The 24,347-nt window shown below is 61.0% G+C and carries 22 protein-coding genes and 2 tRNA genes; 8 read left to right on the forward strand and 16 right to left on the reverse strand.

Annotated elements, in window-relative coordinates; translation table 11 throughout:
- Positions 1 to 39: 39 nt before the first annotated feature.
- A tRNA-Ile gene (locus tag KQ659_RS07365) sits at positions 40 to 113 on the forward strand.
- A 128-nt stretch (positions 114 to 241) separates the two neighbouring features.
- On the opposite strand, the gene KQ659_RS07370 is transcribed toward KQ659_RS07365, so the two are convergent.
- Entirely contained in the window at positions 242 to 508 is a 267-nt protein-coding gene (locus KQ659_RS07370) for a hypothetical protein (RefSeq protein ID WP_168673920.1), read from the reverse strand.
- A 225-nt stretch (positions 509 to 733) separates the two neighbouring features.
- Here KQ659_RS07370 and KQ659_RS07375 point away from each other — a divergent pair, with 225 nt between their 5' ends.
- Together KQ659_RS07375 and KQ659_RS07380 are read left to right on the forward strand one after the other, a co-directional pair.
- Positions 734 to 1,153, forward strand: coding sequence for a hypothetical protein (locus tag KQ659_RS07375; RefSeq protein WP_216689374.1), 420 nt, complete (start codon positions 734 to 736; stop codon positions 1,151 to 1,153).
- 224 nt (positions 1,154 to 1,377) lie between these two features.
- Entirely contained in the window at positions 1,378 to 2,145 is a 768-nt protein-coding gene (locus KQ659_RS07380) for an SDR family oxidoreductase (RefSeq protein WP_216689373.1), read from the forward strand.
- A gap of 54 nt (positions 2,146 to 2,199) precedes the next feature.
- Here KQ659_RS07380 and KQ659_RS07385 read toward each other — a convergent pair whose 3' ends face one another.
- The 9 genes from KQ659_RS07385 to KQ659_RS07425 all read right to left on the reverse strand — a co-directional run bounded on the left by KQ659_RS07385 (position 2,200) and on the right by KQ659_RS07425 (position 11,227).
- Positions 2,200 to 2,532, reverse strand: a complete 333-nt coding sequence (locus KQ659_RS07385) for a DMT family transporter (RefSeq protein WP_216689372.1) — start codon at positions 2,530 to 2,532, stop codon at positions 2,200 to 2,202.
- 35 nt (positions 2,533 to 2,567) lie between these two features.
- On the reverse strand, positions 2,568 to 3,563 hold the full coding sequence (locus tag KQ659_RS07390) for a sterol desaturase family protein (protein ID WP_216689371.1): 996 nt from the start codon (positions 3,561 to 3,563) through the stop codon (positions 2,568 to 2,570).
- A gap of 172 nt (positions 3,564 to 3,735) precedes the next feature.
- Complete coding sequence (locus tag KQ659_RS07395) at positions 3,736 to 4,626, reverse strand: N-acetylneuraminate synthase family protein (protein ID WP_216689370.1); 891 nt, start codon at positions 4,624 to 4,626, stop codon at positions 3,736 to 3,738.
- A 106-nt stretch (positions 4,627 to 4,732) separates the two neighbouring features.
- On the reverse strand, positions 4,733 to 5,539 hold the full coding sequence (locus KQ659_RS07400) for an SDR family oxidoreductase (protein ID WP_226915616.1): 807 nt from the start codon (positions 5,537 to 5,539) through the stop codon (positions 4,733 to 4,735).
- Between the two features lie 153 nt (positions 5,540 to 5,692).
- A complete protein-coding gene (locus tag KQ659_RS07405) occupies positions 5,693 to 7,027 on the reverse strand; it encodes an aminotransferase class III-fold pyridoxal phosphate-dependent enzyme (protein ID WP_216689368.1) in 1,335 nt (444 codons plus the stop codon).
- Between the two features lie 235 nt (positions 7,028 to 7,262).
- A complete protein-coding gene (locus tag KQ659_RS07410; RefSeq protein WP_226915615.1) occupies positions 7,263 to 8,222 on the reverse strand; it encodes a transketolase family protein in 960 nt (319 codons plus the stop codon).
- Between the two features lie 70 nt (positions 8,223 to 8,292).
- Positions 8,293 to 9,150, reverse strand: a complete 858-nt coding sequence (locus KQ659_RS07415; RefSeq protein WP_216689367.1) for a transketolase — start codon at positions 9,148 to 9,150, stop codon at positions 8,293 to 8,295.
- Positions 9,151 to 9,226: 76 nt separating this feature from the next.
- A complete protein-coding gene (locus KQ659_RS07420; RefSeq protein ID WP_216689366.1) occupies positions 9,227 to 10,033 on the reverse strand; it encodes a cytidylyltransferase domain-containing protein in 807 nt (268 codons plus the stop codon).
- A gap of 117 nt (positions 10,034 to 10,150) precedes the next feature.
- Entirely contained in the window at positions 10,151 to 11,227 is a 1,077-nt protein-coding gene (locus KQ659_RS07425) for a hypothetical protein (protein ID WP_216689365.1), read from the reverse strand.
- Positions 11,228 to 11,728: 501 nt separating this feature from the next.
- Here KQ659_RS07425 and KQ659_RS07430 point away from each other — a divergent pair.
- Positions 11,729 to 12,049, forward strand: coding sequence for a hypothetical protein (locus tag KQ659_RS07430; RefSeq protein ID WP_216689364.1), 321 nt, complete (start codon positions 11,729 to 11,731; stop codon positions 12,047 to 12,049).
- Between the two features lie 27 nt (positions 12,050 to 12,076).
- On the opposite strand, the gene KQ659_RS07435 is transcribed toward KQ659_RS07430, so the two are convergent.
- Positions 12,077 to 13,564 carry an OmpA family protein gene (locus KQ659_RS07435; protein ID WP_216689363.1) on the reverse strand — a complete coding sequence of 496 codons (1,488 nt, stop codon included), beginning with the start codon at positions 13,562 to 13,564 and terminating at the stop codon, positions 12,077 to 12,079.
- A 238-nt stretch (positions 13,565 to 13,802) separates the two neighbouring features.
- On the opposite strand from KQ659_RS07435, the gene KQ659_RS07440 reads away from it, so the two are divergent.
- Positions 13,803 to 14,453, forward strand: a complete 651-nt coding sequence (locus KQ659_RS07440) for a sce7726 family protein (RefSeq protein ID WP_216689362.1) — start codon at positions 13,803 to 13,805, stop codon at positions 14,451 to 14,453.
- Between the two features lie 39 nt (positions 14,454 to 14,492).
- Here the strand turns inward: KQ659_RS07440 and KQ659_RS07445 are convergent, their stop codons facing one another.
- The 3 genes from KQ659_RS07445 to KQ659_RS07455 form a co-directional block, all read right to left on the reverse strand.
- Complete coding sequence (locus KQ659_RS07445; RefSeq protein WP_216689361.1) at positions 14,493 to 15,272, reverse strand: GDSL-type esterase/lipase family protein; 780 nt, start codon at positions 15,270 to 15,272, stop codon at positions 14,493 to 14,495.
- A gap of 137 nt (positions 15,273 to 15,409) precedes the next feature.
- Positions 15,410 to 16,894: a glycoside hydrolase family 30 protein gene (locus KQ659_RS07450; protein ID WP_216689360.1), complete on the reverse strand. Its 1,485-nt coding sequence runs from the start codon at positions 16,892 to 16,894 to the stop codon at positions 15,410 to 15,412.
- 720 nt (positions 16,895 to 17,614) lie between these two features.
- Positions 17,615 to 17,690 (reverse strand) — tRNA-Asp (locus KQ659_RS07455).
- Between the two features lie 248 nt (positions 17,691 to 17,938).
- Here KQ659_RS07455 and dinB point away from each other — a divergent pair.
- The 3 genes from dinB to KQ659_RS07470 all read left to right on the forward strand — a co-directional run bounded on the left by dinB (position 17,939) and on the right by KQ659_RS07470 (position 23,118).
- Positions 17,939 to 18,979: a DNA polymerase IV gene (dinB, locus tag KQ659_RS07460; RefSeq protein WP_408610775.1), complete on the forward strand. Its 1,041-nt coding sequence runs from the start codon at positions 17,939 to 17,941 to the stop codon at positions 18,977 to 18,979.
- A 228-nt stretch (positions 18,980 to 19,207) separates the two neighbouring features.
- Complete coding sequence (locus KQ659_RS07465; protein WP_216689358.1) at positions 19,208 to 21,340, forward strand: carboxy terminal-processing peptidase; 2,133 nt, start codon at positions 19,208 to 19,210, stop codon at positions 21,338 to 21,340.
- 665 nt (positions 21,341 to 22,005) lie between these two features.
- Positions 22,006 to 23,118: an IS4 family transposase gene (locus KQ659_RS07470; RefSeq protein ID WP_216688119.1), complete on the forward strand. Its 1,113-nt coding sequence runs from the start codon at positions 22,006 to 22,008 to the stop codon at positions 23,116 to 23,118.
- Here the strand turns inward: KQ659_RS07470 and KQ659_RS07475 are convergent.
- Complete coding sequence (locus KQ659_RS07475; RefSeq protein ID WP_216689357.1) at positions 23,101 to 23,895, reverse strand: transposase; 795 nt, start codon at positions 23,893 to 23,895, stop codon at positions 23,101 to 23,103. The two genes, KQ659_RS07470 and KQ659_RS07475, sit on opposite strands and share 18 nt — an antisense overlap.
- Before the next feature lie 5 nt (positions 23,896 to 23,900).
- Positions 23,901 to 24,344 (reverse strand): helix-turn-helix domain-containing protein, encoded by a 444-nt coding sequence (locus KQ659_RS07480; RefSeq protein WP_216689356.1) that lies wholly within the window; start codon positions 24,342 to 24,344, stop codon positions 23,901 to 23,903.
- Positions 24,345 to 24,347: the final 3 nt, after the last annotated feature.

Below are 24,347 nucleotides of genomic sequence, written 5' to 3' on the forward strand. Positions count from 1 at the left end.
ACGGCATGGTTGAGGTGAAAGATGACTGCCTCCGGCACCGGGCCCATAGCTCAATCGGTTAGAGCAACTGACTCATAATCAGTAGGTCCTCGGTTCGATTCCGAGTGGGCCCACAAAAAAGCCTCTCACGATATTGTGAGAGGCTTTTTTGTTGATGATATGCGAAAAACGGGTGCCGTCGATGCGCGGTCGATAAAGGCTATGCGACTTATCGCCAGCTTGTGCAGCACCCCGAAAATCGCTAGTTGAGCCACATGCGCTCAATGAACTCGAAGCGGTGCGGGGCGAAAGCGTTGAAGTACGGCGCCTCGCCCTCGAAGCCTAGTACGTGAACCAGGTCCAGGCCTTCGGTGCGGCTTTCTACCACGCGCACGGCGTAGGCTTGGCCCTGCACGGGCCAATCGCCTACGTGGTTGGCGGGCCGGTTGTCGGCATCTACACAAATGGCATAATCCAGAAACGGAGCCGCCGAAGTGGCTTCGGCAAAAGTGTGGTTAGCTATTTCCATAAAATAAAGGTATAGAAAAAGCTCAACCAACGGGGCTTGGCTTTGGTGCAATTTCGCGGGCGCTTTTCATATCGGGGCCGATACGGGAGCTAAGCCGGTTCCGGTCTGCCGCTGCCCGGTGGCTCCACCCGCCTGGCTGCATAGCGGGTGTAAAAAAGAGTAAATAAGCCTTGAATTAGGGTTTTTGGGCGCGTTTTCCATCTTGGGAGTACCTTTGTGGTCCTTATGGCTTCTGGTAAACAACGCATCCACTTTCGCAATCCTGCCGGCCAGCTGCTGGAGCAGCCTGTCGGCGAATACATTATTATCCGATACAGCCCCGGCCCGCGCCAGCTGGCCGACCTGCAAACCCTGCTCGGCTACGCCAAGCAGGTACTGGCGCTCCGTCGCTGGCACAAGGTTATTGCCGACCATAGCTGCATGGTGCCCTTCACTCCCGAAGAATCTGCCTGGGTCACCGATTACTGGCTGAGTATGCCCAGCACGCGCATGCCCGATTTCTACGGGGCTATCCTGTTGCCCGCCGATGTGCTGGCGGGCCTTTCCATCGACCAGGCCACCGGCGAAGCTACTGCCCGGGCCATGACTTACCGCCTGTTTGGGGAGGAAGCCGAGGCTGCAACCTGGCTGGCGCAGCTGGCATAGCCGCAGCAGTAGTGGTACGAGACTTAGCGGGCAATTCGGGCCACCAAAAATACAGCGCCTAATAGCCACATGCTCAGTTGCTGAGCCGGTTGGGGGCGGAAGCCCTGCTGCGGCAAAGCTGGTTCGATACACTATGCATGCCGGGCTTTATCCAGATTTCGCCCGGCCGGTTCGGGCGCTTTTACGTTTGGTGTGGTTATACCCATTCATCAACCAACGTGAAAATGACCAATCGCTGGAATCTAAACGGCCGCCGCGCCCTCGTGACAGGGGGCACCAAGGGCATTGGCCTGGCCATTGCCGAAGAGCTCCTGGCCCTGGGCGCCGAAGTGCTGATAGTAGCCCGCAACGAAACCGAAGTAGCCGCTGCCGTGGCCGACTGGACTGCCCGCAGCCTCCCCGCCACCGGCCTGGCCGCCGACGTGAGCACCGAGGCCGGCCGGGCCGCCATCATGGCCCAAATCCAGGCCCAATGGCAGGGGCTCGACCTGCTCATCAACAACGTGGGCACCAACATCCGCAAGGGCTTCAACGACTATACTACCGCCGAATACGAGCGGCTGTTTCAGGTGAACCTGTTCAGCATCATTGAGATGTGCCGGGCCGTCCACCCGCTCCTGAAAGCCTCCGGGCACGCGGCTATCGTGAATGTGGGCTCGGTGGCAGGCCGCTTCGACGTGGGCACCGGTGCCTACTACAGCATGACCAAAGCCGCCGAAGAGCAGCTCGGCCGCAACCTGGCCGTGGAGTGGGCCCCCGACGGCATCCGGGTGAATACGGTATCGCCGTGGTTCATCCGCACGCCGCTCACGGCGGGGCTTATGGCCCGGCCCGACTTCATGGCCAAGGTGGAGGCCCGCACGCCCATGGGCCGCGTGGGCGAGCCCGACGAAATTGCCGCCGCCGTGGCCTTCCTGTGCCTGCCCGGTGCGGCCTACATCACCGGGCAGTGCCTGCTGGTAGATGGCGGCATGAGCGCCAAAGGCATGTAAAAGCCACGGCACTGCGGGCGCAAATCGTCCTTTGGCGGGGCTGGTGGCAGAAGGCTATTCTATTCGCCGCAGGCCCAGTACGCCAATGATAATGAGGCTGGTGTAAAAAACGCTCAGCCAGGAAAACGGCTGTTTGAGGTAGAGCAAATCCACCAGTTTGATGCCGACCACGGCCAGCGCCATCCAGGCCGAGTAGGCGGTGGCCGTGGGAATGCTGCGCATGGCCTGCGAGAGGAAAATGACGTTGGCCAGCCCAAAGCCTACGTAGGCCAGCAGCGGCAGCACTGGTAGCAGCAGCGCCGGCTGGCCCAGGCTGTGCGCCCAGGCTATCTCCTTGATGCGCTGCATGCTCAGTGCCTTGAGGCTATACGTCCAGCAAACTTCCATGAAGGAAGCCAGAAACAGGGAAAACCAGGGATTAATCAACGAGACGAGGCGGCCGTGGTGGGCGGATGAGATGAAGCGGCCGGGGCCGGATTTTGGCCGAAATTACCGCCTGGCCGCTGCGCGGGAATGGTTTCGGAATAAGCCTCGGGCACGGGCCAGCCGTGCAGCGGGCGCAGGGCCGGCACGCGGTCGGTCAGGCGCTTTAACACCCGCAGCCGCACGCCGTGGTAGGCGCGAAACAACGGCGAGCGCCGGGCTAACTCGTCTTCATCGAAGCGGGCCACGGAAAAGACGTGCTGGCTGAAATAATCCTTCGGGAAAGCGTAGGGCAGGCCCCATTTCAGGGGCTTGTGGTCGGGGCGGTAGGCAGTGCCAAAAATCCAGTCCCAGAAAGCAAATTTGGTCGAAAAGTTGGCGTAGAATACTTCCTCGTGGTCGGCGTGGTGCCAGAGGTGCATCTCGGGGCCGTTGATGACGTATTGCAGGCGGCCCGAGCGCACATCAATGTTGCAGTGAATCCAGATGCCCCACACGGCATCGATGCAGGCCTTGATGGGCACCACCATGGGGTCGGCTCCCAGCAGAATAATGGGGGCAAACTCAATGGTCTGGTTGATAATAATTTCCAGGGCGTGCGAGCGGGAACCGGCCAGCCAGTCGACCTGCTTGCCGGAGTGGTGCGCCTCGTGGGTGCGCCAGAACAGCGGGCTGCTGTGCTGAAACCGATGAAACCAGTAGATGTAGAAATCGTGGGTAACCACGAAAAACAGCACCTGCGCCCAGATGGGCCAGCCCGTCACAAAATGCAGCTTCGAGAACCCAAAATGCTGGTCGAGCGGCAGAATGATGTAGTCGAAAATGATGATTTTCAGGGCGAAGCTCTGCACGAAGGTGTAGAGCACGAGGTCGGTCCAGAAGCCCTCGCGGAAAAACGGCAGGCCCTTGCGGTACGGGATGATACGCTCCAGTGTAATCACGATGGCCACCCAAACGAGCAGAATGGCCGTGGTGATGAGTTCGACGTGATGCATGGTGTGGAGGATTCTGGGTTATTAAAAGAACGTCATACCATCCAACGTCATGCAGAGCGCAGCGAAGCATCTTTACCGCAGCAGTAAGCTAAATTACTATTGCGGTAAAGATGCTTCGCTGCGCTCTGCATGACGTTCTGCTATTTTCGTTCAGCAGTTCAACCGAAACGCCCTACTCCTGGTTCGGCGTCAGCTCGCGGCGCAGGCGGGCGCGGGGCTCCAGCTCGGAGTCGTACACGCGCTTCACGCCATCGCCGAGGCCTTCCTCCACGTCGCGGATGTCGCGCACGAGCTTGGCCATGCCGCCCGGCTCCACCGAGGCGGCGTGGTCGGAGCCCCACATGGCGCGGTCGAGGGTGAAGTGGCGCTCCACGAAGGCGGCTCCCAGCGCAACAGCGGCTACGGTGGTAGCCAGGCCGGTTTCGTGGCCCGAGTAGCCGATGGGCGTGGCCGGGAACATGCCTTGCAGTACGGGCACCATGCGTAAGTTCAGCTCGGCGGGCGGGCAGGGGTAGGAGGAGGTGGAGTGCGCAATCATCAGCTTATCTAGCCCCACCCATTTCACGGCCTGGTGGATTTCGTCCATGGTGCTCATGCCGGTGCTCAGCATCAGCGGGCGGCCGGTGGCGCGCACGCGGTCGAGCAGGGGCTTGTCGGTGAGGGAGGCGGAGGCCATTTTATAGAGCACGGGCGCAAACTGCTCCATGAAATCCACCGACGGCTCATCCCAGCACGAGGCAAACCAGTCGATGCCCAGGGCGCGGCAATAGTCGTCGATGGCGGTGTATTCGGCCTGGCTGAACTCGGTTTTGCGCTTGTAGTCGATGTAGCTCATCCGGCCCCAGGGGGTGTCGCGCTGCTTTTCCCACTGGTCTTTGGGCACGCACAGCTCGGGCGTACGCTTCTGAAATTTTACGGCATCGCAACCGGCCTTGGCGGCTTCCGAAATCAGTTGCTTGGCCAGGTCGAGGGAGCCGTTGTGGTTGATGCCGATTTCGGCAATGATGTAGGCCGGGTGGCCCGCGCCGATAAACCGGTTTTTACGGATTTCAATAGCTTGCATAGGTCTAGGGTATGAGGGTACAAGGGTCTGAGGGTAGGAGGGAAATAGTTAAAAGTTGAGAGTTAAAAGGTAAAAGGGAACCTACCGTATTTTAACTTTTAACTGCTTAGATGGCCGTCCAGCCGCCATCCACGACCAGGTTGGCTCCGGTCATATAGGCCGAGGCATCCGAAGCCAGAAATACGACCGCGCCCTGGTAGTCGGTGGGCGTGGCCATGCGGCCCAGCGGGGTTTTGGCACTGTATTGTTTGATGAAAAACTCGTCCTGGCTATTTTCCACGCCGCCGGGCGAAAGCGTGTTCACGCGCACGCCGGCCGCGCCCCAGTAGGCCGCCAGGTAGCGGGTGAAATTTACCACCGCGCCCTTGGTCATGGGGTAGGAGGGCGACTTGTAAAACGTCTGTTCGCCGGCCTCGTTGCGGTAGATGCTCTGGTCGGGGCCAACCATGCCATAAGTGCTGGCCACGTTGATGATGGAGCCGTGGCCCTGCTGCGCCATGGGGGTGCCGAACACCTGCGCCGCCAGAAACACGCCCGTCACGTTCACCTCCAGCACTTTCTGGAAAGTGGCCAGCGGGAAGTTTTCAAACTTGCTCAAATCGGCCGCCAGCGCGGGGTTCTCAAACATGTCGTTGATGGCGGCATTGTTCACCAGCACATCAATGTGGCCGAAGTGCGCCAGAATCTGGTCGCGCGCGGCAGCCAACGACTCCGGGCTGGTCACGTCAACGGCCAGGCCCAGGTGCGGGCCGCCGCCCAACCCGAAGGCCACAGCGGTAGCGGCTTCGGCATTCAGGTCGGCTACTACCACATTGGCCCCGGCCTCGGCCAATGCGGCGCAGTGCTTCTGGCCGATGAGCCCGCAGGCCCCGGTGACGATGGCAGTTTTACTGGTGAGGGAGAAGAGGTTCAAAGGGGGAGAAAAGTAGGGTAAAATATTGAACGTCATGCTGAGCGCAGCCGAATCGACTCGCGTACCACAACTAATCCGTGCAATCTGAGTTGCTACCACACGCGAGAGGCTTTGGTTGCGCTCAGCATGACGTACTTTTTACAACGTTCTGTCTTACTTCGCCTTCGCCGGCGCAGCATTGGTCACTTTGCGGAACACAGCTTCCACCGGCTCGCCCAGCAGGCGCGCGGCTACGTCGCCGGCTTCGATGGCTTCCTTCAGCAGCGGCAGCACCTCGCGGTAGGTGGCCAGTGTATAGGCCACGTCCTCATCCGAGTGCGAGAAGCACATGTTGTGGAAGCCGCCCCACATGATGCCGCGCTTGAATAGCTCCTGCTGCATGAAGGCCTTCAGCTCCATGCCGTTGCCAGCCGAGGGGTCGAAGGTCACGATGCTGCGGCAGTCGTAGCCGTAGCATTTCGTGTAGCTGGTCAGGCCCAGCTCTGCGGCGATTTCGTTGTAGCCATCCTTGAGTTTTTTGCCCTGCTCGGCGAGGCGGGCGGGCACGTTCTTTTCGCGCATCTCGGCGATGGTCGCCACGGCGGCGGCCATGCTCAGCGCCTCGCCGCCAAAGGTGGTGAAGAAGAAGACATCCTGCTCAAATAGCTCCATCACATCGCGCCGGCCGGTGAGCAGGGCAATGGGCATGCCGTTGGCAAATGCCTTGGAATACACCGCCAAATCGGGCGTGATGCCGAAATACTCCTGCGCGCCGCCCACGGCCACCCGGAAGCCGGTCCACATCTCATCGAAGATGAGCAGCGTGCCGTTTTCCTTGCAGAGTCGTTCCACTTCGTGGAGGAAGTTGTCCTTGGGCGCATCGAAAATAAACGGCTCCAGAATCACGCAGGCCACGTTTTCATCGAGCAGGGCTTTGAGTGAGTCGATGTTGTTGTACTCAAAAGCAGCGGTCAGGTCCTTGGTTTCCTGCGGGATGCCCTTGTCGCGGCTGGTGGTGCCGATGTACCAGTCGTGCCAGCCGTGGTAGCCACAGCACAGCACCTTGTCGCGGCCGGTGAAGGCCCGGGCCACGCGTACCGCCGCCGAGCACACATCCGCGCCGGTCTTGCTGATGCGGATGCTCTCGGCGTTCGGGATAATCTCATGAATCAGCTCCGAGAGCTCCACTTCCAGCTCGTGCATCATCGAGAAGGTGATGCCGTCTTCGAGCTGGGCCCGGATGGCATTATCAACCCGCTCGTAAGCATAGCCCAGCGAAATGGGGCCGATACCCATCTGAAAATCAAGGTACTCGTTGCCGTCCACGTCCCAGATATGGGAGCCTTTGGCGCGCTTCACGTACTTGGGGCTCACGCCTTTGGTGTACTGGCCGGGGCCTTTGGCGAGGGTCTGCGTCACCGGCGTCATGATTTTCTGCGCCCGAGCGTACAGCTCATCCGATTTGGTGATGTCGGGGTAGTTTTCGTTGGAGGAAACGGTGTTTGGCATGGGGTGGGTTGTTGTTAAGTGGGGTTAGCGAAGTACTCCAGCCGCTCCGCCCAGGCGTCAACCTCACCCCCTGCCCCCCTCTCCAAAAAAGAGGGAGCACCGGCTCGTGAGGACGATTCATGTGCTGGGTTTAGCATCTGCGATTAATACGCTTTATAAAGGCAAATCCGGTGCCCCCTCTTTTTTGGAGAGGGGGTCAGGGGGTGAGGTTGACGCCTGGGCGGAGCAGCTGAAGCTACTCGGCAAACTGGTTTTCCAGCACGGCCGGGCCGGCGGCAATACTCGCGCCCGACTCGCCCAGATGCTCCGTAATACGCCGGGCAATGTGGTGGCCGGTGAAGCCTTCGTACTCCAGCACCGCGCTCAGGCGGCCGGGGCGGTACCAGCGCTCCTCCAGCGCCAGCGGCAGTACGCGGGCCGTGAGCTGGTGGCGCAGCAGCACTTCGGCCAGAATGGAAAAGAGGCCGCCGGTTACAAAATGGTCCTCCACCGTTACTAGGAGGCCGCCGCGCCGTGCCACGGCCAGCAGCGCTTCCTCATCGATGGGCTTGAGGCTGCGCAGGTTAATCAGGCCCACCGACTTACTCTGCTGCATCAGCAGCTCGCGTGCCACCAGCGTTTGTTCGAAGAGCATGCCGTAGGTGAGGATGGTGATGTCGGTGCCCTCGGCCACGATTTCGGCCTTGCCCATCTCGAAAGGGGTGTGCTCATAGGTGGCGGGGCGGGTGTTGATGCGCACGTAGGCCGGCGCGGGCGAGGCCCAGATGGCGGGCAGCATGGCCAGCATGTCGGCCTCGTCGGCGGGGGCAAAAACCGTCATGCCGGGGATGCCGCGCATCAAACTCACGTCCTCAATGGCCTGGTGGGTGGGGCCGTTGCCGTCGGAAAGGAAGCCGGGCACGAAGCCGCTTAGTTTCACCGGCAGCTGGCCGATGCCCACATCGGTGCGGATGAACTCAAAGGCCCGTAGCGTGAGGAAGGTGGCCAGCGCGTGCAGAATCGGCACGCGGCCGCGCAGGGCCAGGCCGGCGGCCGCGCCAATAAGGGTTTGCTCGGTGATGCCCGTATCGATGAAGCGCGGGCCGAGCACGGCCGGGAGGTTGCGGATGAGGGCGCGGTTTTCGGCGGTCATCACCACGATGCGCTCATCGGCGAGGGCGGTTTCTTTAATTAGCTCTTCGTAGGTCATGGTCATCGTGCGGCAAGTTTTAGCTTGCCGTAAATGGGTTGGTTCGATGGAAGGCGAAAAGACGGCAAGCTAAAGCTTACCGCACAGTTAACGTTTCGCTGGTCAGGCGGGTGGCTTCCTGGGTGTGCAGCTCCTTCAGCAGCTCTGTCACTTCCTCCGAAGAGAAGTTGCAGAACCAGCGGTCGGCCCGGGCCTCAATGCTGGGCAGGCCGCGCCCGCGCACCGTGTCGCAGATGATGACTGAGGGCTTGGTATCGGAGAAGGGGAGGGCAGCAAACGCTTCTTCCAGCTGCGCGAAATCGTGCCCGTCGATGCGCCGCACTTCGCAGCCGAAGGCTTCGAACTTGGGGGCCAGCGGCTCCAGCGGAATCAGGTCTTCGGTGGCCACGTTGGCTTGGAAGTGGTTGCGGTCGACCACCAGGGTCAGGTTATTGACTTTGTGGGCGCTGGCCACCAGTAGGCTTTCCCAGACGGTGCCCTCGTTCAGCTCGCCATCGCCGGTGATGACGATGACTTTGTTGTCCTGGCCGCGCATGCGGCAGTCCATCGCCACGCCCAGGGCTACGCTGGGCAGGTGGCCCAGCGAGCCCGAGTGGAATTCCACGCCCGGCACATTGCGGTTGGGGTGCCAGTAAATGTGGTCGTCGGTGCTCAGGTGCTGGTCGAGGCGGGCTTTGTCGATGAAGCCGAGCTCTACGAAAGTGCCATAGAGGGCGGGCACATCGTGGCCCTTGCTCAGGAACAGGTAGTCGCGGGTAGGGTCGGTGAGGTTGTCGGGCCGCACGTTCAGGCAGTCGGCGTAGAGATACACCAGCAGGTCGGCGCAGCTCAGCGACGCGCCGGTGAAGCAGCCGCCATCGGTGCTCAGGCGCACGATGTGCTCGCGCACACGCAGGGCCAGGGCTTCTAGTTTCTGTTGTTTTTCAGACGTCATGAGGGGTTGATGCTTGGTTGCTGGTGCTTGGTGCCTGGTTATCAGCGTTTGAAAGCCAAGCACCAGGCACCAGGCACTAGATTTTTCGGGTTTGCGAGGCGTCCACGGTTTTCAGCTCTGTCAAATGGTTGCGGTACCAATTCACGCCGGCCAGGTGAGCGTTGAGTTGAGCAATATCCGGGCGCTTATTCAGCAACTGCAGAATATCATCAAGGCCAAAGGTTGGGTTGGTCGGGTACAGCGCGTCATAAACGGCCTTTATGAAATTGTAGTCTTCCGGGTAGTCGATGGTCCAGCGGTGGCTCATTGAGAAGTCCTGACCCGTATCCCACTTCACATTGGCCAGCCGGAACCGGTCGGTGTTTTCCCAGAAAAAGGGCGTGGTGTGCTCGCGCTCCAAGGGCCGTTGGGCCTCGCGCCAGGCGGTTTCCAGCGCGGCGATGGGCATCACTTCTACATCATTGCCATCGGGGAAAGTAGCGGGGTGCAGGTTGCTCACAAAGTCGTAGCGGTCGGCAAAGTGCAGGTAGAAACCCACTACTTCGTCAATCACGGCCGGGTCGATGAGCGGGCAGTCGGACGGGATTTTCAGCACCACATCGGCCTGGTAGTGGCGGGCGGCCTGGTAGTGGCGGTCGAGCAAATCGAGGGCATCGCCCCGGAAATATTCGAGGCCGTGGGTGGCGCACAGCGCGGCAATGGCGTCGTCGGCGGCCTCCGTGGTGGTGGCTACTACCACGGTGCCGGCCAGGTGGGCGCGTTGCACCCGCTCCACCATGCGCACCAGCAGGGGCTGGCCGGCCAGCGGCAGCAGCACCTTGCCCGGCAGGCGCGATGAGCCCATGCGGGCCTGCATAACGGTCAGAATCTTGGGAACGGACATAGGCAGCAAAGTCAGCTAACGGGTAGTCGCCCCTTCAACGTGAATACTCTAAAAAGTCAGGTGAAATCAGCCAAAAATCAGGTAGCAGCCTGAGGCTTAAATAAATAAAAAAATGGATTAATGAACGGCCAATGAACCATTGGCGGCCGGTGGTGCGGCAAAGGCCCCGGCATCGAGCTGCCGCAGAAAGGCCGGCCCGCTGCCCTCGAAGTGGCTAAAAACTCGGCAAATGGTCGCGATGCGCTGGGCCGAGGTACCGTCGTTCTGCCAGGGCAGCTTGCGGCGCAGGTCGTCCACGTCGAAGTAGGAGTGTACGGGCTTGCCCAGGGCCAGGCCCACGTACACGACAGTCGAGTACTGGGTGATGAGCTCCACGCAGTTGGCAATCATATGGTCGGTATTGCCTTCGGTGAAAATCATGGTGCCGGCCGGGGCATTGGCGTTGATTTCGTCCACGGCGCGGGGCAACTCCTCGTTGGGGTGCAGCTTGAAGGCCAACGGCCGGCCGGCCGCAATGCGAACGCACTCGCGGATGAACTTGGGGCGGTTTTCGGGCGTGAAGGTTTCGCGCAGGTCGGAGGTGGCCACCAGCACGTAGCCGTGGTGCGGGAAGTTGTTGTGCCGCACCTGCTCGATGTGGTCGAAATTGGGAATGCCCGTCACGATGAGCTTGTCAGCATCCACGCCCACACGCTCAAAGTGCTGCTGATAGCCTGCCGACGCCACGCAGTAGATGTCGCAGCAATTATTCATGCCATTCAGGGCCGTGCCAATGGCCAGTATGGGGTAGCGGGTGAAGCGCTTCACCAGCCGCGCCCAATAGTTGAGCGGGTCGGTCATTCCTTCCTGCACGAAAATGGTTTTGGTGCGGCGCATCAGCGGCCAGGGCACCACCACGTCGGAACAGCACACGATGAGGTCGTAGCTGTTGCCGTATACCCGGGCCTCGAAGTCATTTCGCAAGTCATGCTCAGCCAAGTACTTATCGGCCTTGGCTTTTATTTTTCCGGTGACGATGGTTTTGTCTAGCCCGCCGCTCCAGAGTAGGAATTTGTAGAAGGGCCGCTGCCAGCCATCGTAGTAGAGCTGGCTGAAGTAGGGCTCAAACTCGTTGGCCAGCAGCTGCGCAATCTGGTGCATCTGCGTGGTCTGGTTGGGCGAGCCGATGAGAAAAAGAACCTTTTTTCGGGACATGCAGGACGAAAAATTGAGGCAACCGAACTGCCGGCGGGCTGCCCCACGGCAGGGCCGGCATACTGCCAAGGTACTGTATGAGGGGCGAAATACCACCCCCGCCCATCGTTTGCGCTACTGCAGCCGGTGCCAGATGGCGACGGTTGGCCCTGGCGCATTTCACCACGGCCGGCACCGGCCGAAAACGCCCGGCCCGGCCGCCGTAAGGGTACCGCGTACGCAGCTTCAACTAAATCAATTCCAACAGTTTTTCAATGGTTGACCTTAACCGGGGCCGTGCCGAAAGACTCCTGCATATCAACTGCATTAAGAATCCAAAAGCGCCGTAAGTAGCTAAAACGACGCTACATTTAAGGGCTTTTATTCCCTGAATAGCTTAGCCACTAACTACTTACTTCTGCCATAATTCTGAGCTTTCTTCCCGATGCCGATGGCAGTCGGTGCGCCCTCTCGCAAGAGCCCGGCGGCTGGCTGCGGGCTACCTGGCGCGGCTTCGTCGACATGCAGGAAGCCCTGCGCAGGGCCGACAACTACCTGCACATCCTGCAAGGGCTTCGCAACCCCTGCCTGCTCAACTACAACGTGGCGCTGATGGGGCCGTGGTTTGACTCCATTGAGTGGCTGGAGCGCGTGTGGATGCCGCAAGCCACCGCCATGTGCCTGCGCTACGTAGCCCATGTAGTGCAGGCCGACTCGCTGTCCGATATTCTCACCGTGCATTTCGACCACGGGGCGGGCGGCCCGCTGGAGCTTTTTCAGGACGTGGCCCAGGCCGAAGCCTGGCTGCGCGCCTGCCAGCAGGAGCGGCACGCCCGGGTGTAAGCCCCCTCCGGCAGGGCCCAAGGGGGCCTACTTGCGCAGCACCCGAATACTGACGCGCCGGTTCAGGGCGCGGTTGGCGGGGGTGTTGTTGGGCCGCACGAAGTATTTGGGGCCGTAGCCCTTGGCTTGCAGGCGGTCGGCGCTCACGCCCATGCTGGCCAGCGTGAGCATGGCCGCGCGGGCGCGGTCTTCGCTGAGCTGGTAGTTCACCAGGGCCTCGCCGGTGCTGTCGGTATAGCCACCTATTTTCACCACAGACTGCGGAAACGTGGTGAGAATGCTGGCAATGTTGCCCAGCTGCAGCGCCGACTCGGGCGTGAGCTGGGCCTTGCCGGTTTCGAAGTTGATGCGGTCGAGATTAATCCAGCCCTTGGTCCGGTTCACCGAATCGACCTGGAAGGCGGGCGACGAAAGGAAGGTGTAAAGCCGGTTTTCGGTCGAGTTGGCCCCCACTTTCTGGGTGGTGCCGTCGGCCAGCGTCAGCACAATGGGCCGGCCGGTGTCGTAGATGTAGGTGTCCCGGTCCTGGTCGTAGCGGCCGTTGGGCTCGTTGCCGCCGGCCGCCGGGCGGGCCGTGGCCAGCCGGTAGGCCCCACTGGCCGGGGCACGGCTGGGCAGGGGCTCCACGAGCCGGCTCCCCAGGGCGGGCGCGGGCGAGACTGCCATGGCTGCGGCTTCGGGGGTCGGGCCGGGGGCCTCGGCCGGGGCCGTTTCGGAGAGGGGAATATCGGCTGCCGTAGATGCGGCGGGTGGAGATTGCGGGTTTGTTTCTGCCACCAGGTTGGTTGCCACCAGTGGCTGGTCCTGGCGCGGGGTGCTATGACCAAAGAAGTAGCCCAGGCACACGGCCAGCAGCAGCAGCCCGCCCCACTGCCAATACGGCGAAATAGCCCAGCCGTCTGCGGTTTCCGGGTTTGGCTCTGCCCAGGCGGCGGGGGTGGGGGCCAGCTGCACAGGTTGTACGGGCTGGTAGCGCAGGCTCAGCTCAGGGGGCAGGGGCGGTACGAGGCCAGGTTCCGAAGCCGGCAGCATGGCCGTGGCAATGGCCGCTTTCTCGGTGTGCAGCCAATAAACGAAGTCGGTGGGCGACAGGCTTTTCTCGGTGGCGGCGTGGCCCAGCACGCCCAGCACGGCCGTGGCGGCTATTTGCAGGAGCGTGTCGCTGGCCGATGGCCGGATGGCTGCCCCGGCGGCAATGCGGCTCACGGTGCTGCGGTAGGCACCGTCCAGCAGGTCGAGGAGCAGGTTCACGCCCCGCTCGTAGCGGGCGGCCGGGTGTAGGTCGGCCAGCGGCTGGAGCACCTGGGCCGAGTCGGCTTCGCGGACCAGCTCCAGCAGGCCCTCGGGCGTGAGTCCGTGCCCCACCCGGTCCGACAACTCGTTCAGCACCAGGTGCAACGCCTGGCGTAACGCATACTCAACGCTGGGCGCGGCTTCATCGAGCCGGGTACCGAGGCGGGCAATGGTTTCGCGGGTGAAGCAGTAGCTAACTGATTCGTTTACAGTATTTTTCATAATGTGACAATTGTTCGGAAATACTTTTTAGAATCGCACGTGGCCCAGCTGCCACGCAACACCCTGCCTTGCCCGCGCACGCGGCTGCTGGAGTATGCTGATTGTCAATCTTATGCAACTATTTCATGGCTAAACAAAAATAACAAAATTTATTCATAATAAACATTATAAATATTAATTATAATAATACATTTAATTCGAAGCTGCTCTCCGCCGGGAAGCTACTTTTGGGGTTGCCATGAACGACCCGGAAATTCGCGTCCTGCTCTACCCGCTGCTGGTGGGCGGCGTACGCATCGATGAGCTGCCCACCGGCACCACCCGCGCCGATGTGGTGCACATCACCGAGCACTTCATGCACGGCTACGAGGTGAAGGGCGACGGCGACACCCTGCAACGGGTGGCCAACCAGCTGCGCTGCTACGGCGAGGTCTACGACTTTGTCACCTTCATTGTGACCGCAAAGCACCTGCCCAAGCTGCTGCCGCTGCTGCCCGCGTGGGTGGGCGTGTTGGTAGCTTCGGCCGAGGGGCTGCATCCGCACCGCGCCGCCGGCTACAACGCCACCGTGGAGCGTGCGCCGCTGGCCAAGCTCCTGCTATTGGAAGAAGTGAAGCAGTTTTTGCTAGCGCGGGGCCTCACGGGCGTGAGTACGCTGCGGAGCCGCGAAGTGAGCAATTTTCTGCGCACCACGCAGCTGGTGCCGCTTTCCAGCCTGGCGCAGTTCGTGCGCGAGCGCCTCATTGCCCGCCTGCCCGAACGCCTGCTCATGCGGGCTGAGCGCAAGGCCGAGCGCGAGCGCCTGCCACCCCGCCGCAAAAAAGCCCGACCCAAAGCCAAAAAGAAGAAGCCGGCCGGGCGCAAAAAGCCCGTGCCGCCTAGCCGCTGAGAGCGGCCGGGCGGCACGGGCGCAGGGGCGGCCAAGCGGTTATTTCTGCTTCAGGGCAGCGGCTACGGCTTGGTCGAGCAGGGGCTCCATCACGCGGTAGCCGGCCAGGTTGGGGTGCACCCCGTCTTCGCCGTAGGCTTTTTTCAGGCCGTTCAGGTCGTCTTTCAGGGCGGTGTGAAGGTCGTAGTACAGGAGGTAGCGCTGGCCGGCGTAGGCTTTGATTTGCTGGTTAAGGGCCAGGATTTTGGGGGCCGGCTCCAGGCCCTTGCGCCACCAGAAGTCCGAAGCCGGCGCCACCGCGCCCAGCACCACCCGTAGGCCGTGGGCCTGGGCCAGCTCGGTCATCGTCATGATGTTGTTCATCGTGGTTTGCGGGTTGTAGGGGCCGTTATTTTCGGCCACATCGTTGGTGCCCACCAGGATGACGACCACGGCCGGGTGCAGGTCAATCACATCGGCCCGGAAGCGCACCACTGTCTGGCCCGTGGCCTGGCCGCTGATGCCCCGGCCCACGTAGTCGTACGTTTTACCCTTGAAAAAGGCCGAATCCTGCTTCACCCAACCCTCGGTGATGGAATTGCCGATGATGACCACGCGGGGCCGGCCGGGCGTGGGCGCGGGCAGGCGCTGGTTGGCCGCCGCATAGCGCTGGAGGTTGGGCCAGTCGTTATGCAGCAGGTATTCCTGCCGCTGATGGTAGGCTTCGTCGTCGGCTTTTTTAGTGGTGGCCGCGTCGGCGGGCTGCTGGGCGCGGGCGGGCGCGGCGGCTAGTGCGGCAGCAAGCAGGAGGGCTACGGGGAGGCGTTTGGGGAAAGGCATATTGAATGATAAATAAAACGGTCATGCTGAGCGCAGTCGAAGCATCTCTACCGCAGTAGTAATCATTTACTATTACGGTAGAGATGCTTCGACTGCGCTCAGCATGACCGCCAGGGCTTTAAGCAAGCAGCACCGTTCTAATTAACCACCAGCGTCATAATGGAGTGCGCGGCGGCCGTGGTATTGGTGCCTTGGCCGTGCATCCAGAGCTGGAATGCCTCGGGCTTGTCGGTCTGGTTCATCACCACCACGGCTACGCTGCCATCGGGGTTGCGGTAGGCGGTGGTTTGCAGGGTGTCGCGGTTAGACGATGCGCTGATGCGCTTCGCGCCGGGGCGGATGAACTTCGAGAAGTGGCCGATATAGTAGTAGGCGTTGGTGTAGATGAGCTTGCCGGTTCTGGTGTCGGCAATGACCGGGGCAAAGCAGAAGTTGCCGACGTGGTTCGGCCCGCCGGTTTCGTCCAGCAGCACGTTCCAGTCGGTCCAGCCCACGGTGCCGGCGTTGAAGTCGCCAATCAGCGAGTGGCCATACTTCTCGCCCAGCGCCCAGTCATCGACTTTGGCCAGGTCGAATTTCTCCTGGCAGCCTTCCGTGAAAATCAGGTTGGTGTTGGGGAAAGCCTCTTTCACGCGCCGCTCGTTCTCAAACAGCATGCTGCTGCCGGTCCAGGTTTCGTACCAGTGGTAGCCGATGCCCCACACGTATTTGGCGGCCTCGGGGTCGTTGAGCACGGTGCTGGCGCGCTGAAACAGCAGGTCGCGGTTGTGGTCCCAGGCAATGAGCTTTTTCGAACCCAGTCCGCCTTTGGCCAGCGTGGGGCCGAGGTAGCCCTTGATGAAATCCCGCTCGTCCTCGCCGGTAAAAATGCACGACTCCCACTTCTGGGTGGCCATGGGCTCGTTCTGCACCGTGAGGCCCCAGATGGGGATGCCCAGCTGCTCGTAGGTCTTGATGAACTTCACGTAGTAATCGGCCCAGGCCTGGCGGTATTGGGGCAGGAGCTTGCCGCCGTGCAGCATTTCGCCGTTGGTTTTCATCCAGCCGGGCGGGCTCCAGGGACTCACAAATAAGGTCAGTTTACCGCCGGCCGCCGCCATCACCTGCTTGATGAAGGGGATGCGAAACTGCTCATCATGCTGCACGCTAAAGGTTTTCAGCGCCTCGTCCTTGTCGGCCACGTAGGTGTAGCTGCCGCTCGAAAAGTCGGAGCTGTGAATGCTGGTGCGCCCCAGCGTGTAACCGATGCCACTCGTGGGGCTGTAATACGCGTTGAGAAACTCCTGCTGCTGGGGTTTGGGCAGCTTGGCGAAGGTTTCGGCTGAGGCATCGGTGAGCGCCCCGCCGATGCCGAGCATGGTTTGGAACGAGTGGCCGGGGTCGACAAACACGCAGACCTGGGTTTCCAGGGGCTGGGCGGCGGGCGCAAAGCTGAGGTTGCCGCCGGCCGCCAGGCGCTGGCTGGTACCCTGCACGGTAGCAAATACGTGGGCCGTCTTGCCAGCCGCCGAGTAGGTGGCCGGTGCGGGCCGGGTAGCGACTGGTTTTGTCTTGATTTGCTGAGCGTTGGCATTGAGGCCAAGCACGGAAAGCAGCAGCAGGGGTGGGAGTTTGGCAAGCATGGTGGAAGGGCTAAGGATGAGGGTGGCAGGGCCGGGAATGCAGCCGTGTGCGTAAGCGACAGCCCAAGGGCTTTTGCATTGCCTGGCCGCCCGGCCGCCCAGGCAAATGTAGCCGCCTGTACCGAAGCTGTTGGGGTGAAAAAAGCGACTGGCTGGCTTGTAAAGCATTTTCAGTAATTGCTGATACACCTACAGCACACGTCGAGACCCGAGGGCTGGGCTGGCAGGTGCCGCGCTGGTCCCTAATCAGCCCGGCCGCCATGCGCTTAAAAAACAAGCGAAAAAAGTAGCGGCCAGGCCTACCAGAACTTGTCCATACCCAAATCCGGAGTCATTGCGCCGGTCTGACCGCCCTAGGCGGTCAGACCGGTAGTCGTCCGGGCGGAATCGTGCTCACTTCAACCAGTCAGACCGCCTGGGGAGGTTGCGCCGGTCCGACCGGTAGTCGTCCGGGCAGAATCGTGCTCACTTCAACCGGTCAGACCGCCTAGGGTAAGCGCAAGGCGTACAAGAAGGCACTTTCGGATGTGCCGATGAGTCGCACGAAGCAATTGTGTTGGCGGTTGCGGGGCCGGCAGACGGTTGGGTGGCGCAGGCTGCGGCGTTGTGGCCGGGCTGCATCTTTTGGCTGGCCACGGCGGGGTACGCCTGCGGTTGGGCATCATGAGAAAAACCCCCAGACGCAAAAAATCCCGGCCGTTGCTGCGACCGGGATTGTTGCTGTAGAGAGAGGACTCGAACCTCTAATTTTACTAGCGAGATAGGCTAGCGCGTCTGCCAGTTCCGCCACCCCACAAGGTTCAATAATTCAAAAGTAGGTAAAATAATTATTAATAAAAATATAAATTTTTAAGATTATTTTATTGTTAAATTTTGATAATCAGGCAAATATCTTTTAAGGGAATAATATTTCCCCAATTGGAAACCCGACATACTCGCTGGAAACAAAGATTCCGCCTTCCGCAGCCGCCCTTTTATTTTTTGTTGGAATAAACAGTAAAAATAGTGACTGCCAGCTCTATTCGCAAAATTATTCATTTGGATATGGATGCATTTTATGCTTCGGTGGAGCAGCGCGACCACCCCGAGCTGCGCGGCCGGCCCGTGGCGGTGGGCGGTGCGCGGGAGCGGTGCGTGGTAGCGGCGGCCAGCTACGAGGCCCGGCAATTTGGGGTGCGCTCGGCCATGCCGAGCGCCACGGCGCTGCGCAAATGCCCGGAACTGGTGTTCGTGCCGCCGCGCTTCGCGGCGTATAAGGAAGTGTCGCGGCAGATTCGGGCCATCTTCGCCGAGTACACGCCATTGATTGAGCCCGTGTCGCTCGACGAGGCCTACCTCGATGTGACGCTCAACCTAAAGCAGATGGATTCGGCTACCCAGATTGCGCGGGAAATCCGGGCCAAAATTCTGGCCGAAACCGGGCTCACGGCCTCGGCGGGTATTTCGTATAATAAATTTCTGGCCAAGCTGGCCTCCGACTACCGCAAGCCCAATGGGCAGTTTGTGGTGCGGCCCGCGCAGGGGTTAGCCTTTGTGGCAGGGCTGGCGGTGGGCCAGTTCCACGGCGTGGGCCCCGTGACGGCGGCCCGCATGAACGAGCTGGGCATCTTCACCGGGGCCGACTTGCGGGCGCAGACGGTGGCCTTTCTGCATCAGTGCTTTGGCAAGGTGGGGCGCTACTACTTTGCCATTGCGCGGGGCGAGGACGAGCGGCCCGTGGTGGCCGACCGCCTGCGCAAATCTATGGGCTCGGAAACCACTTTTGGGCAGGATTTGCACGAATTTGCCGACCTGCTGGAGGCTCTGCAGCCGCTGTTAGAAGACGTGTGGGAGTATTGCCAGCGCAGCGGCATCCGGGGCCGGACGGTGACGCTGAAGGTGAAATTCGGCGACTTCCAGCAAATCACGCGCAGCCGCAGCGGCGTGGGCCTGGTGCCAGGGCCGGAGGTGCTGGCCCGCATTTGCCGCGAGCTGGTGGAAGGGCTGTTTCCGCTGGAAAAGGGCGTGCGGCTGCTGGGCGTCACGCTCTCCAACCTGAGCAATGCGCAGGAGGGGGCCGGCCGGCAGCTCACGCTGAGCTTCTGAGGGCTTCCGCACTGCTGCCGGCATGCGTCGCAGACGCGCGCCAGCAATCCGTCCAGCAATCCGTTCCGCGTCCGCATTTCGCAACCTTTGTCGGTTCTTTTTCGACTTTGGGAGCAATTATTGGTGCGATTCTGGTTAGGGAAGCAGCATCTTTACCCTTTGGCCCGTCAGGGCGCAGGTATCGGCCCCGGCCAAACCCACTTTCCTTTCTTCATCAGCCCTTTTCGCATGCAATTCCCCCGCTTCAAACTGGGATTATATTCCACCTCCGTGCTGGCCCTGCTGGGGCTGGCTTCCTATTCCGTGTACCAGGGCACACCGACGCGTGACCAGGTAGTGCTCGGCGTGATGATGCAGGGCCTGAACCAGCTTCATTACCAGCCCGAAAAGATTGACGACCAGTTTTCGCAACGTGTGTACGACTTGTATATCAAGCGCATAGATGTGAACAAGCAGCTGCTGCTGGTGCCGGAAGTGGCCCAGCTCAGCCAGTTCAAAACCAAAATTGACGATGAGATACGCGGCGGCAGCCACGAGTTTCTGGATGCTACGAGCCAGCTGCTGGCCAAGCGCATGCCCGAGATTCAGGTGCTTTACCGCCAGCTGCTGGCCCAGCCCTTCGATTTTTCGGTGCAGGAAAGCTGGGAAACCGACCCCACCAAGGCCACCTACGCCGCCAATGCCGCCGAGCAGCGCGAGCAGTGGCGCAAGATGCTGAAGTACCAGACCCTGGCCCGCCTCTCGGAAATGATGGACGAGGAGGCCAAGAAGAAGGACAAACCACTGGCTGCCAACAAAGTTGGTGCCTCGCCAGCCACCACCACCGACAAAACCCGCACGCCCGCCGAGATGGAGGCCGAGGCCCGCAAGCGCGTGCTGAAATACTACGACGACGTATTTATCGACCAGCTGCAAACCGATGCTAACGACCGCCTGGCCGTCTTCGCCGAGGCCATTGCCAACAGCTACGACCCGCACACGGACTATTTCGCACCCATTGCCCGCGAAAACTTCGACATCACTATGAGCGGCCGTCTGGAGGGCACGGGCGCGCAGTTGCAGGAAGACGGCGGCAAGCTGAAAGTGGTCGACATCGTGGCCGGCTCGGCTTCGTCGCGGCAGGGCGAGCTGAAAGTGGGCGACCTCATCCTACGCGTGGCGCAGGGGGCCGCCGAGCCCGTGAGCGTGGAAGGCATGCGCTTCGATAAGGCCGTGAAGCTCATTCGCGGGCCGAAGGGCACGGAGGTGCGCCTCACGGTGCGCAAGCCCGACGGGGCTACCCAGGTCATCCCTATCATCCGGGATGTGGTGGTAATTGAGGAAACCTACGCCCAGTCGGCCCTCATCAAGCAGGGCGGCCGCACGTATGGCTACCTCAACCTGCCCGGTTTCTACGCCGATTTCAGCGGCAAGGGCGGCCGCAGCAGCGCCGCCGACGTGAAGGCTGAGCTGGCCAAGCTCAGCAAGGAAAACGTGGCCGGCGTGGTGCTCGACCTGCGCTACAACGGCGGCGGCTCGCTGCGCGACGCCGTGGACATGGGCGGCCTGTTTGTGCCCACCGGCCCCATGGTGCAGGTGAAAACCAGCCGTGGCCCGGCCCAGCCCGTGGCCGATACCGACCCCGCCGTGCAGTATGCCGGCCCACTGGTGGTGCTGGTGAACAAGTACAGCGCCTCGGCTTCCGAGATTCTGGCGGCCGCCATGCAGGACTACCAACGCGCCATCATCTTGGGCAGCACTACCTATGGCAAAGGCACGGTGCAGCAGGTATTTGACCTGGACAATGCCGTGAACGCGCAGGCCAGCGGCCTCAAGCCCCTGGGCTCGCTCAAGCTCACCATCCAGAAATTCTACCGCGTGAATGGCGGCTCGACCCAGTTTAAGGGCGTGACGCCCGACATTACGGTGCCCGATGCCCTGGCTTCCTTCGCCAAGGGCGAGCAGGAATCGGAATACCCGCTGCCCTGGGATGAGATTGCGCCCGCCGCGTTTCAGCCTACCAATACCCTGCCGGCCCTGGCCACGCTGAAGGCCAACAGCGCCGCCCGCGTGGCCGCCAGCCCCGGCTTCAAGCTCATTACCGAGGCCGCCCAGCGCGCCACCGCCCGCCAGAAGCAAACCATGCTGTCGCTGAACCTGGCCGCTTACCGCACCCAGCAGGTGGAGGCTCGGGCCATCAACAAGCAGCAAACGGCCGCCCAGAATGCCCTAGCCGTGCTCGACGTGGCCGCCCTGCCCGCCGATGCCCGCCCGGCATCCGACTCCACGGCCGCCAAGCGCCTCGCCCGCTTCCTCAAGCCCCTGCGCAAAGACCCCGCCCTGGCCGAAGCCGTGGCCGTGATTGGCGACGAGCTGAAGTAGGCTGAAAAGTAAATCTCACGAAAAAGCCCCCGCTGCGGAATCGCAACGGGGGCTTTTTCGTGGAGCGCTACCGAGAACCCGCTAGTAAGTAGTCACGCAAAAGTAACCGTAGCCAAAAAAGGTGGTCATGCTTCGACTGCGCTCAGCATGACGTTCTCGATTCCGTACGCTTACTCCTGCACGACTACAGTCTGCTGCGAAGCAGCAGTCAGTAACTCACGTCGCTGAATGTGCCGGTGATGGTTTTGCTGTCCGAAGAGATGGCGGCTTTGCCCGTGAAGCTGAAAGTGCCGGAAGCATAGCGGGGGTAGGGGGGGCGTGCTGAAGACGGAGGTGAGGGTGCCGCTGGTCGGAGCCGGGGGCGTACTCAGGCGAGATGCAGGCAGTTTTTCATGGCGTGGAAAGGGTCGGGAGTTAAATGTGGCAACGACCAACGAAAAATCCTAACGTCCTGATAGGCAAGGGTGCGTGCTCAGCGCAGCTGAAATGGCCGCAGTATTTTCCCGTTGGGATTTCCTTTAAGACTGACGCCGTTATACTCATCACGAAGTGGTTTGCAAAACGCAGTATGGTGCGGGGCTACTCTACCCTACTATTTTTCAGGTACAAAAACGGGGCAGCCCGACCTTTGGGGTTACGACACCACCAAAAACCCGTTCTGCCCCGTGAAGCAACACTTCGCCGCTAAAATTACGACGCTTTTGCAGCAGGCCCCGTTTGTGGGCCACTTGTCCCGCCAAAAGTTTGTGGGCCAGTTTATTCTTGGCCTGATAAAGAGCCGCAACGTGCAATTCGGCGAGGTGGCCCAGCACCTCAATGACGCGGCCAAGCCCGCCTCGAACGAAACGCGCATTCAGGACTTTTTCCGCGAAGTAGACCTCAATTACGTACTGGTGGCCAGGATTTTACTGAGTTTGTTGCCTGCGCAGGGCAAGCTGCGCTTATGCCTCGACCGCACGGAGTGGGACTTCGGCCAGTGCCAAGTGAACATCCTGCTCGTCACCGTCGGCACGGGCGAGGTCCACGTGCCCCTTTATTGGCACCTGCTCGACAACCGCAGCGGCAACTCCAACGCCGCCGACCGCATCGCGGTGCTCGAAAAGTGCCTGGCCTTGCTGGGCAAAGACCGCATCGGCCTGGTCGTGGGCGACCGGGAATTTGTCGGCCATGCGTGGTTCAAGTGGCTCAAAGACAATGGGCTTAATTTTGTCATGCGCCTGCCCAAGCACCACTGCCTGACCCACGCCGACGGCCGGCGGCAGGCCGTGGCCGACCTGGGCCTGGTGCCGGGGCAGGTGCGCCGCTTCGCCCACGTGCAGGTCGACGGAGTCTGGGGGCAGGTCTGGGTCAAGGCCGTGGCGGCGGACGCGTTTGTCTTCCTGTTTGCCACGGCCGGTCTGAACCACCTCGAGCAACTCTATGCCAAGCGCTGGACGATTGAGCAATGCTTTCAAAATCTGAAAGGGCGGGGCTTTAACCTGGAAGCCACCCACTTGCGCTGTTTCCAAAAGCTGCGCAAGCTCGTGGCCCTGGTCAGCCTGGCCTACGCGTTTTGTCTGGGCGTGGGCGCGGCCGCCCACGGCGGCCGCCAGCCCATTGCCCGCAAAAACCACGGCTACCGGGCCGCCAGCCTGAGCCGCCACGGCCTCAATCTGCTCCGCCAACTCGCCCGCCCGCTGACCCTGCCCGAGGACCCATTGGCCCGCTTGGTTGAAACGCTACTGAACTGGATTACGAGGCAACTTGCTAAAAATCAATTACTAAAAATAGTAGGGTAGAGTAGTGCGGGGCAAGCCCTGTTGCGTGACGGGTACAACAAATGCATCGAGCCGCAACGCGGCGATACGTTGGTAGATAATGAAATAGTGTTCTACCGACTTAGTTTTGCTGGTTATTTTCGTTAATTCTGCGTACCTGTTTTTCAATTTATCCCGGGCTTTTTCGGTCGTGAAAGACCAATTGACTTTGACGGCGGCCGCATTGCGTTTAGCCTCCCAACAGAGGGCTTCCTCTTCGAGACGTTGCTGGGTGCCGATGCGGCGGTCGAGGCACTGGCGGGATAAGGCCGAAAACTCGATTTCGGCCATGTTGGGCCAAGACCCGTGCTTGGGGGTGAAGTGGAATTCGAGCCGGTGGCGCAGGTCGCGGGCCGTATCCAAGGGCAGGTGTTCGTAGAAAGCCCCGTAGGAATGGGTCGCGTAGTTGTCCTGGATGAGCTTGATTTTGGGGGCGTCGGGGTAGTGGGTTTGCACGAGCCAGTCCATAAATTGCGCGTAATCGGCCTTGGTTTTGGTCGTCGTGACCTGCAAATAGCGTTGGCCCGTGTCGATGTTGTAGGCCAACAGGACGTTGTAAACGTCTTTGTGCAGGTATTCCTGGTGTTCTTTGGCGGTGGCGTTGGATGGTATCGGGGTTAGCACCTGGTCGAGCAGTTGGCAGGGGCGCTCATCGAAGCACAGGCGCACCACGCCCGCTTCGGCCGGTTGCTGGTACACGTCGAGCACGTCCTCCATGTTGGCTAGGTATTCGCCCGTGATGGTGCCAATGCACCACATTTGTTTCAGCCAGGGTTTGAGTTTCCTTTTTTTAAAACTTGTCGAATCGATTCATTCGAAATCTTGTCAATGCAGTCGAGCGAAATCAGCTTTTCGTTAAGTAGGGACAAGGTCCAACGGGCCGCGCCAGTCGGTAACTCACTGCAAGCCAAGCTTGTAATACGGGCCTCCAGGGTGGCCGTCACCTTTCGGGGTTGCCCGCTGCGGGGGCGCTCTTCCAGCGCCCTGTCCAGTCCTTCGGCCAGGTAACGCCGCTTGATACGGTGATACTGGCTGTCGGAAATGCCCGCGCTGGCTTGCACCTGCGCCGCACTTTGGCCCTCCCCCATCAACAGCAGCGCCCGCGCCCGGGTGATTTTGCGGCTCTTGTGAGTGCCTTTTTTGACGATAGCCCGCAGTCGAGATACGTCAGAGGCAGGTAAACAAACCGGTTTTGCGAGGCGAGCCATCAG

It is taken from the genome of Hymenobacter siberiensis (assembly GCF_018967865.2).
GTDB lineage: Bacteria > Bacteroidota > Bacteroidia > Cytophagales > Hymenobacteraceae > Hymenobacter > Hymenobacter siberiensis.

What these genes read in the sequence shown, in the direction of transcription:
- KQ659_RS07370 (WP_168673920.1), bottom strand. Translation starts at nt 508, where the DNA reads ATGGAAATAGCTAACCACACTTTTGCCGAAGCCACTTCGGCGGCTCCG.
- KQ659_RS07375 (WP_216689374.1), top strand. Translation starts at nt 734, where the DNA reads ATGGCTTCTGGTAAACAACGCATCCACTTTCGCAATCCTGCCGGCCAG.
- KQ659_RS07380 (WP_216689373.1), top strand. Translation starts at nt 1,378, where the DNA reads ATGACCAATCGCTGGAATCTAAACGGCCGCCGCGCCCTCGTGACAGGG.
- KQ659_RS07385 (WP_216689372.1), bottom strand. Translation starts at nt 2,532, where the DNA reads ATGGAAGTTTGCTGGACGTATAGCCTCAAGGCACTGAGCATGCAGCGC.
- KQ659_RS07390 (WP_216689371.1), bottom strand. Translation starts at nt 3,563, where the DNA reads ATGCATCACGTCGAACTCATCACCACGGCCATTCTGCTCGTTTGGGTG.
- KQ659_RS07395 (WP_216689370.1), bottom strand. Translation starts at nt 4,626, where the DNA reads ATGCAAGCTATTGAAATCCGTAAAAACCGGTTTATCGGCGCGGGCCAC.
- KQ659_RS07405 (WP_216689368.1), bottom strand. Translation starts at nt 7,027, where the DNA reads ATGCCAAACACCGTTTCCTCCAACGAAAACTACCCCGACATCACCAAA.
- KQ659_RS07410 (WP_226915615.1), bottom strand. Translation starts at nt 8,222, where the DNA reads ATGACCATGACCTACGAAGAGCTAATTAAAGAAACCGCCCTCGCCGAT.
- KQ659_RS07415 (WP_216689367.1), bottom strand. Translation starts at nt 9,150, where the DNA reads ATGACGTCTGAAAAACAACAGAAACTAGAAGCCCTGGCCCTGCGTGTG.
- KQ659_RS07420 (WP_216689366.1), bottom strand. Translation starts at nt 10,033, where the DNA reads ATGTCCGTTCCCAAGATTCTGACCGTTATGCAGGCCCGCATGGGCTCA.
- KQ659_RS07425 (WP_216689365.1), bottom strand. Translation starts at nt 11,227, where the DNA reads ATGTCCCGAAAAAAGGTTCTTTTTCTCATCGGCTCGCCCAACCAGACC.
- KQ659_RS07430 (WP_216689364.1), top strand. Translation starts at nt 11,729, where the DNA reads ATGCAGGAAGCCCTGCGCAGGGCCGACAACTACCTGCACATCCTGCAA.
- KQ659_RS07435 (WP_216689363.1), bottom strand. Translation starts at nt 13,564, where the DNA reads ATGAAAAATACTGTAAACGAATCAGTTAGCTACTGCTTCACCCGCGAA.
- KQ659_RS07440 (WP_216689362.1), top strand. Translation starts at nt 13,803, where the DNA reads ATGAACGACCCGGAAATTCGCGTCCTGCTCTACCCGCTGCTGGTGGGC.
- KQ659_RS07445 (WP_216689361.1), bottom strand. Translation starts at nt 15,272, where the DNA reads ATGCCTTTCCCCAAACGCCTCCCCGTAGCCCTCCTGCTTGCTGCCGCA.
- KQ659_RS07450 (WP_216689360.1), bottom strand. Translation starts at nt 16,894, where the DNA reads ATGCTTGCCAAACTCCCACCCCTGCTGCTGCTTTCCGTGCTTGGCCTC.
- dinB (WP_408610775.1), top strand. Translation starts at nt 17,939, where the DNA reads ATGGATGCATTTTATGCTTCGGTGGAGCAGCGCGACCACCCCGAGCTG.
- KQ659_RS07465 (WP_216689358.1), top strand. Translation starts at nt 19,208, where the DNA reads ATGCAATTCCCCCGCTTCAAACTGGGATTATATTCCACCTCCGTGCTG.
- KQ659_RS07475 (WP_216689357.1), bottom strand. Translation starts at nt 23,895, where the DNA reads ATGTGGTGCATTGGCACCATCACGGGCGAATACCTAGCCAACATGGAG.
- KQ659_RS07480 (WP_216689356.1), bottom strand. Translation starts at nt 24,344, where the DNA reads ATGGCTCGCCTCGCAAAACCGGTTTGTTTACCTGCCTCTGACGTATCT.